Genomic DNA, 15,873 nt, shown 5'->3' with positions numbered 1-15,873 from the left:
GTGGCGGGCTGCGCAGCCTGGGCAAGCGGGCGCAGCTGGGCATCCAGCTGCAATTGCGCGGCAGCGGTGGACAAGGTGCCTTTGAGTGTGGCGTGGGCTTGCACCTGAACGCTGGCGCTGCTGCCGGGCACGGCCTGGTGCACGCTGCCATCCACCGTGGCATCGAGCGCCATGGGAGCCTGGGCGTCCAAGGTGGCGCGGGCGGTGTATTGGCCCTGGGCCAGCATCACCTGGCCAATTGTCAGATGGTGCTGGCGCCCATCAAAGCGGTAGTCACCCGCCAGCCCCAGGGCTTCCACGGCCGGTGTGCCTGCCCATTGCAGGCTGTCAATGCGAAAGGGCAGGCCAATCTGCAGCGGCAGCACCAGCGTATCCAGTGGCGTCAGGGGCTCGGCGCTGGGCGGGCCCAGCGGGGTGATCGTCACGGTGGCGGCATGCACCTCGCCCAGCTCCAGGCGGCGCTGCAGCAAGGGTGCCAGCTGCCAGCCCACGCTGGCATCGTTGACTTCCACGCGCAGGGTCGGGCTGCTCCAGCGCAGCCAGCCAATGCGGCCGCCGCTGCGCAGCGATCCGCTCACCTCGCGGCTGTCCAGTGTTTGCCCGGCCGGCAGATGCAGGGCGGCGCGCGCCAGCAGGGCTGCCAAAGAGCTGTCGCGGCCCGACCACCACCAAGCCAGCGTGCCGACCGCCAGCACCAGGGCGCACAGGCCCACCAGCAACCAGCCCGAGAACCGCAGGACCCGGCGTACGTGTTTGCCGCGAACGGGTGCGGCGGGCGGGGTGGCGCCGCCCGCAGAGAAATCGGTCGGGGGCGTGCGATGGGCGGGCGTCTGGCGGCGCATCAGAAGCTGAACCCCAGGCGCAAATGCAGCCGCAGTTGCCGGGACTGCACGCCATAGGCCAGGTCGGCCTGCAGCGGGCCCACCGGGCTGCGCCAGCGCACGCCGGCACCCACGCCAACGCGGGGGTCCAGGTCGCCCACACGGTCGGCCACGGCGCCAGCATCCACAAACACGGCGCTCTCCCAGTCGGTCATGGCGCCGTTGTAAACGATGGGGCGCTGCCATTCGACGCTGGCCAGGCCCAGATAGCGGCCGCCATAAAGCAGGTTGTTTTCGGTGCGGGCGCCGATGGCCCGGTAGCCATAGCCACGCACGGTGGTGTCGCCGCCGGTCAGAAAGAGCTGCGTTACCGGGATCTGCGCCGTCTGCCGCGCCATCACGGCGCCAGCTTCGGCCCGCAGGGCGATGCGGGCATTGCGCGCGCCACCGGTTTCGGCCTGCACGCGGCCCGCCGCAATGAACGATTGCCAGCGCACCAGCGTGCGCACAAAGGCCGCACGGTCGGGGTGCAGCGTGGTGCCTGCCCCCAGTTCCACCGCCAGCCCGTGCCCACGCGTGGGCGCCACGGTGCTATTGAAATAGCGGCCCGTCCAGCCATAGTTCACGCTGATCGCCGTGCCCGAAGGCGGGGCATTCAGGCCCTGGCTGTTGGCGTAGTCGTATTGCAGAAAATAGTTGCGATCAATGCGTGCACCGCTTTTGCTGCGGCCCGAGCGCAGGCGTGCGCTGTTGACCTGATAGTCGCCCGTGGTTTCGCGCTGCGCCTGGGCCGAGGCAAACCAGCGCCATCCGTTTTCGTCGGGCAGATCGGTCCACTCGGTGCTCGCCAGCTTGGTCTCGCGGTCCAGCAGCAGCTTGCTTACCGCGCGCCAGCCAATGCCGGGCAGCTGGTTGTGGATGTGGTCCATGGAAAGGCGGGGGCCGCTGTCGGTGGAGATGCCGGCGCCAAACACCAGCTTTTGCAGCTTGGCCTCGCGCAACTGCGCCACCACGGGGGCGGCCTGCGGGTCGGTGCCTTCGGTGTCGAGGGTGAGAAACACCGCGTCGTAGTAACCGCTGCTGGCCAGGCGCAACTGCGCATCCAGCAGTTGCGCCTCGTCATAAAAAGCGCCGGTGGGCAAGCGGGCCAGGCGCCGCGCGCCATCGGGGTCATAGCGCTCGCTGCCTTGCACCTTCAGGGGGCCAAAGCGGTAAGAGGGGCCCGTGTCGTAGTTCACGCTCAGTGCCGCCTGGTGGGTGTCGGCATCCACCTCGGCGCGGCTTTGCGCAATGCGGGCGGTGGGGTAGCGGCGCACCTGAAGCTGGCGCAGGCCGTCGGCCTTGGCACGGTCCCAGGCCGACTGGGTGAAGGGCTGTCCTGGCAACAGCGACCAGTTGCGTTGCACCCGTTGCTCGCGGCGAGCGTGGCTTTCGGTGTCTTTGTCGGTGCTGTCGGCCACGGTGATCTGGGTGCTGGCAATGCGGGTTTGCGGGCCAGGCTCTACCACTACGACCACGGCACGCAAGGCGGCTTTGCTTTCGGGGGTGTCGGTCATCAGCACCGTGATGGTGGGGGCAAAGTAGCCCATGGTGCCCAGCAGTTCGCGCGCGTTAGCGTCGGCGGCGGCCAGCAGGCGCTGCAACTCGCCGTCTTGCAGATCGGGCAGTGCACGGAAACGTTGTAGTTCCAGATGGCGCTCCAGGGTCTCGCGCACGCCGTCGGGCGCGTTCACTTCAAGGGTGAACGCGGGCAAGGAGGAACTGTCGTTGACCGGGGTGGAGGCTGTGTCTGCGGTGGCGTTGCGTTCGCCTCGGGGCAACAGGCTGCAGCCTTGCAGGCACACCACGCAGAAAAACAGCAACGCCGGCCATCGGGCCGGCGTTGAAAGAGCGATGGGCATGTGCCTATTTTGACAGCAGCCGCATTGTTTCTTCGAGCCCCTTGAGTGACAAAGGGTACATGCGGTTGCCGATGAGCTGCTGGATGATGCTGATGCTCTGGCGGTATTGCCACACGCCTTGTGGCTCGGGGTTGATCCACGCGTGCTTGGGGAAGGCGTGCGTGAGCCGCTGAATCCACTCGGCGCCCGGCTCTTCGTTGTTGTATTCGACGCTGCCGCCTGGCTGCAAAATTTCATACGGGCTCATGGTGGCGTCGCCCACAAAGATCAGTTTGTAGTCCTTGTTGTACTTGCGGATGATGTCCCAGGTCGGGAATTTCTCGGCGAAGCGGCGCCGGTTGTTTTTCCACATGAAGTCGTACACGCAGTTGTGGAAGTAATAAAACTCCAGGTGCTTGAACTCGGTCTTGACAGCACTGAAGAGCTCTTCGATCCGCTGGATGTGTTCGTCCATGGTGCCGCCCACGTCCATCAGCAGCAACACCTTCACGTTGTTGTGGCGCTCGGGCACCATCTTGATGTCCAGATACCCCGCGTTGGCCGCCGTGCTGCGAATGGTGTCGGGCAGGTCCAGCTCCAGCTCGTGCCCCTCGCGCGCAAACTTGCGCAGGCGGCGCAGGGCTACCTTGATGTTGCGCGTGCCCAGCTCCTGCTGGTCGTCGTAGTCGCGGTAGGCACGCTGCTCCCACACCTTCACGGCGCTCTTGTTCTTGCTGGCACCGCCAATGCGCACGCCCTGCGGGTTGTAGCCGCCGTGGCCAAACGGGCTGGTGCCGCCCGTGCCAATCCATTTGCTGCCGCCCTCGTGGCGTTCTTTCTGCTCTTCCAGGCGCTTTTTCAGCGTCTCCATGAGCTCGTCCCAGCCCATCTTCTCGATGGCGGCTTTCTGCTCGGGCGTGAGCTCGTTTTCCAGGATCTTGCGCAGCCAGTCGGCCGGGATCTCCTTGGTGAAGTCGGCCACCATTTCCACGCCCTTGAAGTAGGCGGCGAAAGCGCGGTCGAACTTGTCGTAGTGCTTCTCGTCCTTGACCAGCACGGTGCGGCCCAGGTGGTAGAAATCGTCCAGGCTCCAGCCGTCCGCTGACTTGGGGCCCACCACGCCGGCCTGCAGGGCTTCAAGCAACGTGAGGTATTCCTTGACCGAAACCGGTAGCTTGGCCGCGCGCAGGGTGTAGAAAAAGTCAATTAACATGATATTGGCCTCAAGCGCTTATGTGACAAGCGTATGACGCTCTAAAAGGTATAGCAACTGTGCCCGGACCTCTGGCCATTCGCCCGAGCGCATGCTGTACATCACCGTGTCGCGAATGGTGCCGTCGCGGCGCAGCGCGTGGCCGCGGATCACGCCGTCTTTTTTGGCACCCAGCCGTTCGATGGCGCGTTGCGAGGCAAAGTTGTAGTTGTCGGTGCGCCAGCCCACGACGTTGCAGCCGAGCTGGTCAAAGGCGTGGCCCATCATCAAAAGCTTGGCGATGGTGTTGACGTGGCTGCGCTGCACGCTTTTGCGGTACCAGGTCCAGCCAATCTCCACACGCTTCACGGCGGGCAGGATGTCGTGGTAGCTGGTGGTGCCCAGCACTGTGCCGGTGGCATCGTCGACCACCGCAAAAGCAAAGCGGTGGCCGTCTTCGCGCATCTTGAGCGCTGTCTCGATGTAGGCCCGTGTCTCATGCGGTTCGGGTACCGATGTGATGCGCAGCTTCCAAAGCTCGCCATCGGCAGCCGCCGCGCGCAGCCCGTCCTCGTGCCACAGCGCCAGGGGTTCCAGGCGCACGCCGTTGTGGCGCATGACCAGTGGTTGAACAAAACTCATGGCCGGGCTCCGGCAATCAACGGTTGCGTTGATTCATGAAGACGAGTTTTTCAAACAGGCTGACATCCTGTTCGTTCTTCAGTAGTGCACCCACCAGCGGTGGCACGGCCACCTTGTTGTCGGCGCTTTGCAGGGCCGACAGCGGAATGTCTTCAGCCACCAGCAACTTGAGCCAGTCGATCAGCTCGCTGGTGGAGGGCTTCTTTTTCAGGCCGGGCAGGTTGCGTACGTCGTAAAACGTCTTCATCGCCACGCCCAGCAGCTCGCTCTTGAGCGTGGGGAAGTGCACGTTCACGATCTGGCGCATGGTGTCGGCTTCGGGGAACTTGATGAAGTGAAAGAAGCAGCGGCGCAAAAAGGCGTCGGGCAGTTCCTTTTCGTTGTTCGAGGTGATGAACACCAGCGGCCGGTGCTTGGCCTTGATGAGTTCGCGCGTTTCGTAGCAGTAGAACTCCATGCGGTCGATCTCGCGCAGGAGGTCGTTCGGGAACTCGATGTCGGCCTTGTCGATTTCGTCGATCAGCAGTGCCACGGGGCGGTCGGCCGTGAAGGCTTGCCATAACACGCCCTGGACGATGTAGTTGCGGATGTCCTTGACGCGCTCGGCGCTGTCGCCATCGTTGAGCTGGCTGTCGCGCAGGCGGCTCACGGCGTCGTATTCATACAGGCCCTGCTGCGCCTTGGTGGTGGACTTGATGTGCCACTGCAGCAAGGGCATGTCCAGCGCCTGTGCCACTTCTTCGGCCAGCATGGTCTTGCCGGTGCCGGGCTCGCCCTTGACGAGCAGCGGGCGTTGCAGCGTGATGGCCGCGTTCACGGCAAGCATCAGGTCTTGGGTGGCGACGTAAGTCTGGGAACCTTGAAATTTCATGAACAAAACACCGAATCGTTGATGGATGGGCTTGACAAGCGGTGGCTATAATCTCCATCGGATCAGAGCCACGAGTTGAACCTTCATACGATTGTGCGCGCAAAATGAACAAGACGTTGACCACGATATTCGCCCTGGCTGTCGCTTGCGTGACGGCGGTGTCCCACGCCCAGGAAGCCAAGGGAGATGTCGAAGCCGGCAAGCAGAAAATTGCGATGTGCATCGGCTGCCACGGCATTCCGGGTTACCAGTCGAGCTTTCCCGAAGTGCACAAGGTGCCCATGATCTCGGGCCAGAGCGGCAAGTACATTGCTGCCGCCCTCACGGCCTACAAAAAGGGCGAGCGCAAGCACCCCACGATGCGCGGCGTGTCCGACTCCTTGACCGAGCAGGACATTGCCGACGTATCGGCCTATTACGAACAACACGGCAAGACCAGCGCCGAGCTGCCCGCCAAGTCGGGCCGCGAACCCAGCGTGCAAGTGGCCGAGTTGCTGAAAAAGGGTGCCTGCGTTTCCTGCCACGGCGACAACTTTGCCAAGCCCATCGATCCGTCCTATCCCAAGATTGCGGGCCAGCACGCTGATTACCTGTTCGTGGCGCTCAAGGCCTACAAGGTGGAAAAGAACACCCATGTCGGCCGCGGCAACGCCATCATGGGCGGCATCGCCAAGCAGTTCACCAACGCGGAGCTGAAGGCAATTGCAAGCTATGTGGGCTCGCTCGAAAGCGACCTGCACACGGTGCCGCAATCGCGTTTTCGTTGAGCTGACCGCCGGTTGGGGCCTCGCCCCGCAAACCAGGCCATTCGCACAGAGCCCGCAGCCAGCGGGCTCTTTTGTTTCTGGCCATGCACACATGGCGCTTGCTGTCGCAGGCGCCTGCCTATCTGGCACACCGCGCAGGGGCTTGGTTGTCCTTTGGGGGAGTCGTTCGTAAAATACCCCTATGCGTTTTCTGGTTTCTCCCTCCTGTGTCCGTGCCGCCGAGTCGTCCACGACTGCTGCGTTGCCCGCACACATCGTGCAAAGGACGGGTGTTCTGAAACCAGCTTCCACGGCCGCAGATTCCTAGGCCCGGCGGTTTCTTCTTTCCCCAAGAGCGTCATCGACCCACCGCCGGGCAGTCATGCCGGACCAGTGCGCGCGACAGCATGTCGTGCTGCGGCCATTGAGATTCCGGTTTTCACCGCTCACGTTTCGTGGTTTTCCGTTGCGTGGGCGCACTGATGGCGCCATCCAGCGCGGCGCTTTGCGCCGGCCGTTTGTACGCTTACCGGGAAGTTCCATGCACCTTCAGACCATTATTGCCATCACCGATTTTTCTGCCGCCGCCGAGCAGGCGCTGGACCGCGCTGCCATGGTTGCAGCCGATCACCATGCGCGCTTGCGCATCCACTACGGCACCGACACGCCCGATCCCAAGTTCGCCGATCCGCACGCGCGGCTGGAACAGCGGGCGCGCCAGCTGGCCCGGCGCCATGATGTTGCCGTCGTTGCCGCAAGGCAGGGCACCGGCGACGTGGTGGCCGATGCGCTGGCCGCAACGGCGGGAGCAGATTTGCTGGTGATGGACCGGCGGGCGCATTTCAACTGGGGGCGCCTGCTGCGGGGTTCGCCATGGGCGCGAGTCTTGCGCGGCAGTCGCTGTCCGGTGCTGATCGTGCAGAACGCACCCAAAAGTGCCTATCGTCATGTACTGGTTGCGGTGGATTTTTCCGAGACCGCAGGGGCGTTGGTGCGGTATGCCGGGGGGCTGCAAGGGGAGGCGCGACTGGAGCTTTATCACGCCATTGACCGGCACAACGAAGCCAAACTGCGCAGCGCCGAAGCGTCGATGCAGGCCATTCAGGCCTATCGCGCCGAAGTGCGCGAGCAGGCACGCCGAAAGATGCTGCCGCTTGCCACCGCTTTGGACACGCGGCGCAACCGTGTGGCCTCGGTGCTGGGAGCCGGAGACCCGGCCCGGCAGCTTGCCGTGCAGCACGAAGCCTCAGGAGCCGATCTCATTGCAGTCGGGTACCAGCGCCGCCCGGCACCCGTTGATTGGTTGATGGGCAGTGTCGCGGTCCGGCTGGTGGGCCACGTGCAATGTGATGTGCTGGTGTTTCCGCGCGACTATGCGTTGCGCGAAGGCCGCACAACGGCGCGAAACTGTGCTGTTTCTGGCTTGTCGGCCTGACGCTTGCGCCGGCCCGTTCAGCGTGTGAGCGCCCAGGCGCCCAAAACCTGTGGTGGAGCTTGCGCCGCGATCCACGCAGCGTTGGCGACCGCTTCAGTCCCGGGTGGCGCGGCGCTGCACGCAGGCGATGTAGGCGTCTCCATCGGGCGGGCGGCCGGCGCGCTGGCTTTCCCACAGCATCTGGCCCAGGCAGTCCATGGTGGCGTGGTGGGCGTCGTGCAGGGAATCAAGGCGCGCGGTGAGCAGTTCTACCGCCTGGCGGATGCCGCGCGGCTGGTCGATGCTGCACTGTTCGCTGATCGACAGGTGCATCGACAGGTGCAGAAACGGGTTGGTCTGCTCTGGCGTTTCGTCGTAGTTGCGCGCCACGGCGGCGTCGGCGTTGGCCAGCTCGGCGTGGTACTCGGGGTGCTCTGCAATCCACAGGCTGGCCAGCGTTTCGATGGCCTCCATGGGGGCGCCGCTCAGGGTCTTGGCGTGCACCGCGCAGAGAAAACGGCGCACATCGGCTTGGGACGGGTTGAACATGGCCCTGAGCGTAGCACGCAGTGGCAGCGATGCCGGCGCACGACGGGCGGTGCGCCGTTGCGGTGGCGTCCTACATGCGCAGGCGCCGGGCGCGTCTACAGTGGCCGGGCACAGGCGGGGAAACCGGGGTCGCTGCTGCGCCTTTGTCCAACAGCCCCGGATTTGGGAGATATGCCATGAATGCACTGCGTCTGACCGGAGCGATCCTGGTCGTATTGGGGCTGGCCGGGTTTTTTACCGGCGGTTTCAGCTTCACCAAAGAAACCACGCAGGCCAAGCTGGGTCCGCTGGAGCTCACCGTGAAAGACAAGGAATCGGTGAATGTGCCCCAGTGGCTGAGCCTGGGCGCCATTGCGCTGGGGGCCGTGGTGCTGGTGCTGGGTTTTCGCAAGAATTGAACTGCTTGGGCAGGCAGCGCGAATACGCGGTGCGCGCTGTCAGCCGTTTGCCGGCGGCTGTTCGGCCCCAAGGCCCGCACGTCAGTTGCGCTGAAGGCTCAGCAGCCGTGAAATGGTGCGCGCTGCCTTCAGCAGGGCGGGCAGCATGGTGGCCTGCATCACCTCGGCGCTGGTGCGGTTGGCCTGGCCGCTGATATTGAGGGCGGCCACGGTCTGGCCCGCGCGGTTGGTCAGCGGCGCGGCAATCGAAATCAGCCCTTCCTCCAGTTCCTGATTGATCAGGCACCAGCCCTGTGTGCGTGCCTGGCGTATGCGTTCGAGCAGCGTGGCCACGTCCACGGTGGTGTGCTGGGTAAAGCGCTGGGGGTTCAGGCCCTGCAGCCGTGCCACCAGTTCTTCGTCGGGCAGGCCCGCCAGCAGCACCCGCCCCATCGATGTCCACGGCGCGGGCAGGCGCGAACCCACGCCCAGGTTGGTGCGCATGATCTTGTGCGTGGGCAGCCGCAGCACATAGACGATATCGAGGCCGTCCAGCACGGCCGCCGAGCACGACTCGCGCACCTGCTCCACCAGCTCTTCCATCACCGGCTCGGCCAGATCCCAGATGGGCATGGACGACAGGTAGGCAAAGCCGAGGTCAAGGATGCGCGGGGTCAGGCGAAACAGCCGACCATCACTTTCCACATAGCCCAGCGTCTGCAGCGTGAGCAGAATGCGCCGCGCGCCCGCGCGCGTCAGGCCGGTCTGCGCGGCAACCTCGCTCAGCGTCTGCTGCGGCGCGGTGGCACTGAACGAGCGGATCACTTCCAGGCCGCGCGCAAACGACTGCACGTAGCTGTCGCCCGGTTTCGGGCTGGCGGGAGGGGTATTGGTGTTCATGAAATGCCCGGTTTATAATTCTCTATGCGAACATTTGTTCATTATACGAACAAATTGGTGGCGATTTTTTGACACTTCCCGGAAGACTTTCCATGATCAACAAGATAGCGGACTCGGTGGCGCAGGCACTTGCGGGTGTGAAGGATGGCGCCACGGTGCTGATTGGCGGCTTTGGCACGGCGGGCATTCCTGACGAGCTGATCGACGGCCTGATCGCCCATGGTGCGCGCGACCTCACCATCGTGAACAACAACGCCGGCAACGCCGAGCAGGGCGTGGCGGCGCTGCTCAAGGCCGGACAGGTGCGCAAGATCATTTGCAGCTTTCCGCGCCAGGCCGACAGCTATGTGTTTGACGAGCTTTACCGCAGCGGCAAGCTGGAACTGGAGCTGGTGCCGCAGGGCAACCTGGCCGAGCGCATCCGCGCCGCAGGTGCTGGCATTGGCGCCTTTTTCTGCCCCACGGCCTATGGCACCGAGCTGGCCGCGGGCAAAGAGACGCGCGAAATCAATGGCAAGCACTACGTGCTGGAGTACCCCATCTACGGCGACGTGGCCCTGATCAAGGCCGAAAAGGGCGACCGCTGGGGCAACCTGACCTATCGCATGTCGGCGCGCAACTTTGGCCCCGTGATGGCCACCGCCGCCAAGACCACGATTGCCACGGTGCACGAAGTGGTGGAGCTGGGTGCACTCGATCCCGAAGCCATCGTCACGCCGGGCGTCTATGTGAGCCACGTGGTGAAGATCGCCCGCGTGGCCACCCAGGCGGGTGGCATGAAGAAATCTGCATGAAATTGGCCTCTGGCGCAAAAGGAGCAAGCGTGAGTAGCTATCAAAAACGTAGTAAAGAAGAGTTGGCCAAACGGGTGGCGCAAGACATCCACGACGGCGCCTATGTCAACCTGGGCATCGGCCAGCCGACCCTGGTGGCCAACCACATTCCCGCGGGCCGTGAAGTCGTCCTGCAAAGCGAGAACGGCATCCTGGGTATGGGCCCGGCGCCCGCTGCGGGCAGCGAAGACTATGACCTCATCAACGCAGGCAAGCAGCCCGTGACCCTGCTGCCCGGCGGCGCGTATTTTCACCACGCTGACAGCTTTGCCATGATGCGCGGCGGTCACCTCGACATCTGCGTGCTGGGCGCCTTTCAGGTGTCGGCCACGGGCGACCTGGCCAACTGGAGCACGGGCGAGCCCGGCGCCATTCCTGCCGTGGGCGGCGCCATGGACCTGGCCATCGGTGCCAAGCAGACCTGGGTGATGATGGACTTGCTCACCAAGCAGGGCGCCAGCAAGGTCGTGGCGCAGTGCACCTATCCGCTCACCGGCATCGGCTGCGTCAAGCGCATTTACTCCGACCTTGCCACGCTGGCCTGCACGCCGCAGGGCCTGCAGCTCATCGACAAGGTCGAAGGGCTGGAGCACGCTGAGCTCGAACGCCTTGTCGGCCTGCCCATCCAGGCCTGAATTCACCTCAATCCCGACAAACCCCCAGGAGACACCTATGACCCAAGCTTTCATCTGTGACGCCATCCGCACCCCTTTCGGCCGCTACGGCGGTGCCTTGTCCAGCGTGCGCACCGACGACCTCGGCGCCATCCCGCTCAAGGCGCTGATGGAGCGCAATCCGGGCGTGGACTGGGCCGCCGTGACCGACGTGCTTTATGGCTGCGCCAACCAGGCCGGTGAAGACAACCGCAACGTGGCGCGCATGTCGGCCCTGCTGGCTGGCCTGCCACTGGAAGTGCCCGGCGGCACCATCAACCGCCTGTGCGGCTCGGGCCTGGATGCCGTGGGCACGGCAGCGCGCGCCATCAAGGCCGGCGAAGCCGGTCTGATGATCGCGGGCGGCGTGGAAAGCATGAGCCGCGCCCCGTTTGTCATGCCCAAGGCAGAAAGCGCCTTCAGCCGCAACAACGCCGTGTATGACACCACGATTGGCTGGCGCTTCGTCAACAAGCTGATGAAGGCGCAGTACGGCGTGGATTCGATGCCCGAAACGGCCGAAAACGTGGCCACCGACTTTGGCATCGAGCGCGAGGCGCAGGACCTGATGGCCCTGAACAGCCAGCTGCGTGCCGTGGCTGCCATCGAAGCGGGCCACCTGGCGCGCGAGATCTGCCCGGTCACCATCCCGCAGAAAAAGGGCGATGCCATCGTCGTGGACACCGACGAACACCCCCGCAAGACCAGCCTGGAAGCGCTGGCCAAGCTCAAGGGCGTGGTGCGGCCTGACGGCACCGTCACGGCCGGCAACGCCAGCGGTGTGAACGACGGCGCCTGCGCGCTGCTGCTGGCCGACGAAGCCAACGCCGCCAAGTATGGCCTGACGCCGCGCGCCCGCGTGGTCGGCATGGCCACCGCCGGCGTGGCGCCGCGCATCATGGGCTTTGGCCCCACGCCCGCCACCCTGAAGGTGCTGGCGCAAACCGGCCTCACCATTGACCACATGGACGTGATCGAGCTCAACGAAGCCTTTGCCGCGCAGGGCCTGGCCGTGCTGCGCGCCCTGGGCCTGAAAGATGACGACGCCCGTGTGAACGCCTGGGGCGGCGCCATTGCGCTGGGCCACCCGCTGGGCGCCAGCGGTGCCCGCCTGGCCACCACGGCGGTGAACCGCCTGCACGCCACCGGTGGCAAGTACGCGCTGTGCACCATGTGCATTGGCGTGGGGCAGGGCATTGCCGTGATCCTCGAACGCGTCTGACCGTGCCAAAACTCACCGCGCCAACACAAGCAGTGCAGACACCAACCATCGACACCCCCGGCGGGCGCTTTCGCGTGCGCCTGGATGGGCCCGCTGATGCGCCGGTGCTGGTGTTTTCCAACTCGCTGGGCACGCCGCTGGAGATGTGGGACGCGCAGGCGCAGCACTTCGCCCAGACCCACCGCGTGCTGCGCTACGACACGCGCGGCCATGGCGGCAGCGTGGTGTCGCCAGGCCCCTACAGCCTGGAGCAACTCGGCGGTGATGTGCTGGCGCTGCTGGACGCGCTGGGCATTGCCAGGGCCAGCTTTTGCGGCATCTCCATGGGCGGCCTCACCGGGCTGTGGCTGGGCGTGCACGCGGGCGGGCGCCTGGACCACCTGGTGGTCTGCAACAGTGCCGCCAAAATTGGCACGGCCGAAGGCTGGCAAACCCGTGCTGCGCTGGTGCGCAACCAAGGCACCGCGGCCATGGCCGAGCTGGCCGCTTCGGCGCCCGGCCGCTGGTTCACCGAACCCTTCATCGCGGCCCAGCCCGCGCGGGTGGCCCTGGCGCAAGGCTGGATTGCCGGCATCGCGCCCGAGGGCTATGCCGCCTGCTGCGAGGCACTGGCCCAGGCCGACCTGCGAAATGCCATTGCCGCCATTCGCGTGCCCACGTTGCTGATTGCCGGTGCCAGTGACCCGGTGACCACCGTGGCCGACGCGCAGGCCATGCAGCGTGCCATTGCCGGTGCGCGCCTGGTCGAGCTGCCTGCTTCGCACCTGTCCAACCTGGAAGCACCGGCTGCGTTTGACGACGCGCTGGCCGCCTTTTTGGCCATGGGTGCCTGAACCGTTGGCGCCCCACGCCATTCACCCGCAAAAGCCATGACCCAGCCCAATACCACCCCCGAGCGCGTGCTGATCACCGGCGGCGGCGCCGGCATCGGTGCCGCCATTGCCGAGCGCTGCCGTGCCGAGGGCTACCTGCCGATCGTCATCGACCGCGTGGTGGACTCCGTGCCCGGCGCCATCCGTGCCGACCTGTCGGATGCGGCAGACACCGCGCGCGCACTGCAAGAGGCGCTGGCCAGCGGTCCCATCACGCGGCTGGTGAACAACGTGGGCGTGGTGGTGCCGGCCGATGCCGAGCACCAGACGCTGGCCGAGTTCGCCCTGGCCGTTTCGCTGAACCTGCGCTGCGCGTTTCAGTGCATGCAGGCACTGCTGCCGGGCATGAAGGCTGCGGGCTTCGGGCGCATTGTCAACATGTCCTCGCGCGCGGCGCTGGGCAAGGAGTTGCGCACCGCCTATGCCGCTACCAAGGCTGGCCTGATCGGCATGACACGCGTGTGGGCGCTGGAGCTGGGGCTGCACGGCATCACGGCCAACGCCATCGGGCCCGGCCCCATTCGCACCGAGCTGTTCGACCGCGCCAACCCGCCCGACGCACCACGCACCCGCGCCATCGTCGATGCCGTGCCCGTCAGGCGCATTGGCACGCCCGACGACGTGGCCCACGCCGCCAGCTACCTGCTGGATGCGCGCAGTGGTTTCGTCACGGGGCAGGTTCTGTATGTCTGCGGCGGCATGACCGTGGGCGTGGCGGGCGTGTGAGCGCCTCGTTCACACACCTTCACCGCGCCGCCCGAACCGGCCCTTTCACCCGTCTGCTGCGTCTGGGCGCATGTTTGCCCGGCACGGCGGATTCCATTGAACCGAGAAAGACAGAGGAAACAACCCTGACCACTTCCACACACCGCACCTTCCTGACCGGCCGCCGCAAGGCCCTGGCTGTTTTGGCCAGCCTGGCTGCGGGCACGGCTGCCCTGCCGGGCGCCGCTTTTGCGCAGGCCGTTTATCCCGCCAAGCCTATTTCCATCGTCGTGCCCTTCTCGGCGGGCGGCACCACCGACATCCTGGCGCGCCTGGTGGGCCAATACCTCTCGACCGAGCTGGGCCAGCCGGTGGTGATCGAAAACAAGGCCGGTGCGGGCGGCAACATCGGCGGGCAATATGCTGCCAAGGCCGCGGCCGACGGCTACACCCTGTTCATGGGCACCGTGGGCACGCAGTCCATCAACGCCAGCCTGTACAAGAAGATGCCCTTTGATCCCATCAAGGACTTCGCACCGCTGACGCGCGTGGCCAATGTGCCCAACCTGCTGGTGGCCAACCCCCAGCAGCCGTTCAAAACGGTGCCCGAAATGATTGCCTATGCCAAGGCCAACCCCGGCAAGATCAACTTCGGCTCGCCCGGCAACGGCGCTTCTCCGCACCTGTCGGGTGAATTGTTCAATGCGATGGCCAAGGTCGAACTCACGCACATTCCCTACAAGGGCAGCGCACCGGCCGTGACCGACCTGCTGGGCAACCAGATCGCCATCATGTTCGACAACCTGCCTTCGGTGATTCCGCATGTGCGTTCGGGCAAGTTGCGCGCCATTGCCATCACCACCGCCAAGCGCTCGCCCGAGCTGCCCGATGTGCCGACCATCGCCGAAGCCGGTGTGCCCGGTTATGAGGCCATGTCGTGGTTCGGCCTGCTCGCACCTGCGGCCACGCCCGCGCCCGTGCTGGCCAAGCTCAGCGGTGCGCTGGCCAAGGTGCTGGCGAACCCCGAGGTGAAGAAGAAGATCGTTGACCAGGGCGGCGAGCCCGTGAATGAAACCCCTGCCCAGTTTGCCGCCTTCATCCAGTCTGAATCGGTGAAGTGGGGCAAGGTGGTCAAGTCGTCGGGCGCAAGCCTGGACTGATCTGTAGCCGGGTTGCTTCTAAATTAATAGCTGCTGGCGCACATGGATAGTGCGCCAGCAGCTATTTTTGTTTCAAGGTACGCGGCACAGGCAGTGGGCCTTTAGAGCCTGGTCCAGGCTCTTACACCCGCCACGCAGGCAGCTGCCAGTTGCGCCACAGCGCCAGCACGCGCAGTCCGGCGGTCACCAGCACGCAGGCCAGCAGCGGGGCCCAGTCGGGCGCCTGCACCTGGCGCAGCGCCACATCCACCCAGCCGCCGGCAAAGGCGCACAGGGCATAGGGGCGGTGGTCGCTGAAGGCCTGGGGCACCTCGTTGCACAGCACGTCGCGCAGCACACCGCCAAACACCCCGGTGATCACGCCCATCATCACGGCTATGAGCGCCGGCATGCCCACGGCCATGGCCACGTCCACGCCGATGGCTGCAAACAGGCCCAGACCAATCGTGTCGGGCAGCAGCATGGCACGCTCGGTGGGTTTGAAGTGGCGCTGGCGCATGAACAGCATGGCGCCCACGCACAGCGCCAGAATGCCCCACACATAGCCCGTGTGGCGCACCCAGAAAAAGGGCCGCTGGTCCAGCAGCAGGTCGCGCAAGGTGCCGCCGCCAAAGGCGGCGACGCAGGCCACCACGCACACGCCCACCGCGTCCATGCGCTGGCGTGCGGCGGCGATCATTCCCGACAAGGCAAAGGCGGCGGTGGCGGCTATTTCGAGCACAAAGCGCAGGGTGGGTATCCACGGGGTTTCAGCGAGGTCCATGGGGATGGATTGTGCAGGCGCGGCGGTGACAGCAGCCAAAAGTGGCGCGCGTGCTGGTGCAGGCGGGTGGATCGCAGAAGGTGTAAAGTGCTATTGAATATATAGCTGCTAGCGATTTCTGCGAAAGGGCTAGAGTCATATTTTGCGGTTCTCTTCTATTTCGGGTGGCGTACAACATTCCCCACTGAGTCCATGGTCAGGCCCTTGCTTTTAGCAGAGGATTGCCCGGCAGGTGGGTAAGTTTGCCGGCGATCAGGAACGCCATGGCGATGA

The 15,873-nt window shown here is 65.2% G+C and carries 16 protein-coding genes and 1 pseudogene; 9 read left to right on the top strand and 8 right to left on the bottom strand.

Annotated elements, in window-relative coordinates; genetic code table 11:
• The 5 genes and pseudogenes from DTW89_RS16035 to DTW89_RS16015 form a co-directional block, all read right to left on the bottom strand.
• Positions 1–842: pseudogene (locus DTW89_RS16035) on the bottom strand (translocation/assembly module TamB domain-containing protein); the annotation flags it as partial.
• Positions 842–2,722: an autotransporter assembly complex protein TamA gene (locus DTW89_RS16030; RefSeq protein ID WP_114656663.1), complete on the bottom strand. Its 1,881-nt coding sequence runs from the start codon at positions 2,720–2,722 to the stop codon at positions 842–844. The gene DTW89_RS16030 and the pseudogene DTW89_RS16035, both read right to left, overlap by 1 nt.
• Before the next feature lie 4 nt (positions 2,723–2,726).
• Positions 2,727–3,914: a vWA domain-containing protein gene (locus tag DTW89_RS16025; protein ID WP_024816182.1), complete on the bottom strand. Its 1,188-nt coding sequence runs from the start codon at positions 3,912–3,914 to the stop codon at positions 2,727–2,729.
• Between the two features lie 18 nt (positions 3,915–3,932).
• Positions 3,933–4,535, bottom strand: coding sequence for a GNAT family N-acetyltransferase (locus DTW89_RS16020; RefSeq protein WP_114656662.1), 603 nt, complete (start codon positions 4,533–4,535; stop codon positions 3,933–3,935).
• Between the two features lie 16 nt (positions 4,536–4,551).
• Positions 4,552–5,406, bottom strand: a complete 855-nt coding sequence (locus DTW89_RS16015; RefSeq protein ID WP_024816180.1) for an AAA family ATPase — start codon at positions 5,404–5,406, stop codon at positions 4,552–4,554.
• 104 nt (positions 5,407–5,510) lie between these two features.
• On the opposite strand from DTW89_RS16015, the gene DTW89_RS16010 reads away from it, so the two are divergent.
• Positions 5,511–6,173 carry a c-type cytochrome gene (locus DTW89_RS16010; protein ID WP_024816179.1) on the top strand — a complete coding sequence of 221 codons (663 nt, stop codon included), beginning with the start codon at positions 5,511–5,513 and terminating at the stop codon, positions 6,171–6,173.
• A gap of 520 nt (positions 6,174–6,693) precedes the next feature.
• On the top strand, positions 6,694–7,587 hold the full coding sequence (locus DTW89_RS16005) for a universal stress protein (protein ID WP_114656661.1): 894 nt from the start codon (positions 6,694–6,696) through the stop codon (positions 7,585–7,587).
• A gap of 93 nt (positions 7,588–7,680) precedes the next feature.
• Here the strand turns inward: DTW89_RS16005 and DTW89_RS16000 are convergent, their stop codons facing one another.
• Positions 7,681–8,115 (bottom strand): DUF1841 family protein, encoded by a 435-nt coding sequence (locus DTW89_RS16000; RefSeq protein ID WP_111865699.1) that lies wholly within the window; start codon positions 8,113–8,115, stop codon positions 7,681–7,683.
• Positions 8,116–8,291: 176 nt separating this feature from the next.
• On the opposite strand from DTW89_RS16000, the gene DTW89_RS15995 reads away from it, so the two are divergent.
• Entirely contained in the window at positions 8,292–8,513 is a 222-nt protein-coding gene (locus DTW89_RS15995; protein WP_201741023.1) for a hypothetical protein, read from the top strand.
• A gap of 81 nt (positions 8,514–8,594) precedes the next feature.
• On the opposite strand, the gene DTW89_RS15990 is transcribed toward DTW89_RS15995, so the two are convergent.
• The gene (locus DTW89_RS15990; protein WP_024816176.1) at positions 8,595–9,392 is read right to left on the bottom strand and encodes an IclR family transcriptional regulator; all 798 of its coding nucleotides are present in this window, start codon (positions 9,390–9,392) and stop codon (positions 8,595–8,597) included.
• 92 nt (positions 9,393–9,484) lie between these two features.
• Between DTW89_RS15990 and DTW89_RS15985 the strand changes: the two genes are divergently transcribed.
• The 6 genes from DTW89_RS15985 to DTW89_RS15960 all read left to right on the top strand — a co-directional run bounded on the left by DTW89_RS15985 (position 9,485) and on the right by DTW89_RS15960 (position 14,837).
• Positions 9,485–10,186: a 3-oxoacid CoA-transferase subunit A gene (locus DTW89_RS15985; protein WP_114656660.1), complete on the top strand. Its 702-nt coding sequence runs from the start codon at positions 9,485–9,487 to the stop codon at positions 10,184–10,186.
• A gap of 29 nt (positions 10,187–10,215) precedes the next feature.
• Positions 10,216–10,860 carry a 3-oxoacid CoA-transferase subunit B gene (locus tag DTW89_RS15980; protein WP_024816174.1) on the top strand — a complete coding sequence of 215 codons (645 nt, stop codon included), beginning with the start codon at positions 10,216–10,218 and terminating at the stop codon, positions 10,858–10,860.
• Between the two features lie 37 nt (positions 10,861–10,897).
• Positions 10,898–12,100, top strand: a complete 1,203-nt coding sequence (pcaF, locus tag DTW89_RS15975) for a 3-oxoadipyl-CoA thiolase (RefSeq protein WP_024816173.1) — start codon at positions 10,898–10,900, stop codon at positions 12,098–12,100.
• A 2-nt stretch (positions 12,101–12,102) separates the two neighbouring features.
• Positions 12,103–12,933 (top strand): 3-oxoadipate enol-lactonase, encoded by an 831-nt coding sequence (gene pcaD, locus DTW89_RS15970; RefSeq protein WP_442858117.1) that lies wholly within the window; start codon positions 12,103–12,105, stop codon positions 12,931–12,933.
• A gap of 36 nt (positions 12,934–12,969) precedes the next feature.
• A complete protein-coding gene (locus tag DTW89_RS15965; protein ID WP_114656659.1) occupies positions 12,970–13,698 on the top strand; it encodes an SDR family oxidoreductase in 729 nt (242 codons plus the stop codon).
• Positions 13,699–13,823: 125 nt separating this feature from the next.
• On the top strand, positions 13,824–14,837 hold the full coding sequence (locus DTW89_RS15960; protein WP_114656664.1) for a Bug family tripartite tricarboxylate transporter substrate binding protein: 1,014 nt from the start codon (positions 13,824–13,826) through the stop codon (positions 14,835–14,837).
• Between the two features lie 121 nt (positions 14,838–14,958).
• Here DTW89_RS15960 and DTW89_RS15955 read toward each other — a convergent pair whose 3' ends face one another.
• A complete protein-coding gene (locus tag DTW89_RS15955) occupies positions 14,959–15,600 on the bottom strand; it encodes a trimeric intracellular cation channel family protein (RefSeq protein WP_024816169.1) in 642 nt (213 codons plus the stop codon).
• Positions 15,601–15,873: the final 273 nt, after the last annotated feature.

The sequence above is a fragment of the Acidovorax sp. BoFeN1 genome, from assembly GCF_003345135.1.
Lineage (GTDB): Bacteria > Pseudomonadota > Gammaproteobacteria > Burkholderiales > Burkholderiaceae_C > Acidovorax > Acidovorax defluvii.
This window is presented reverse-complemented; position numbering and strand designations above follow the sequence as displayed.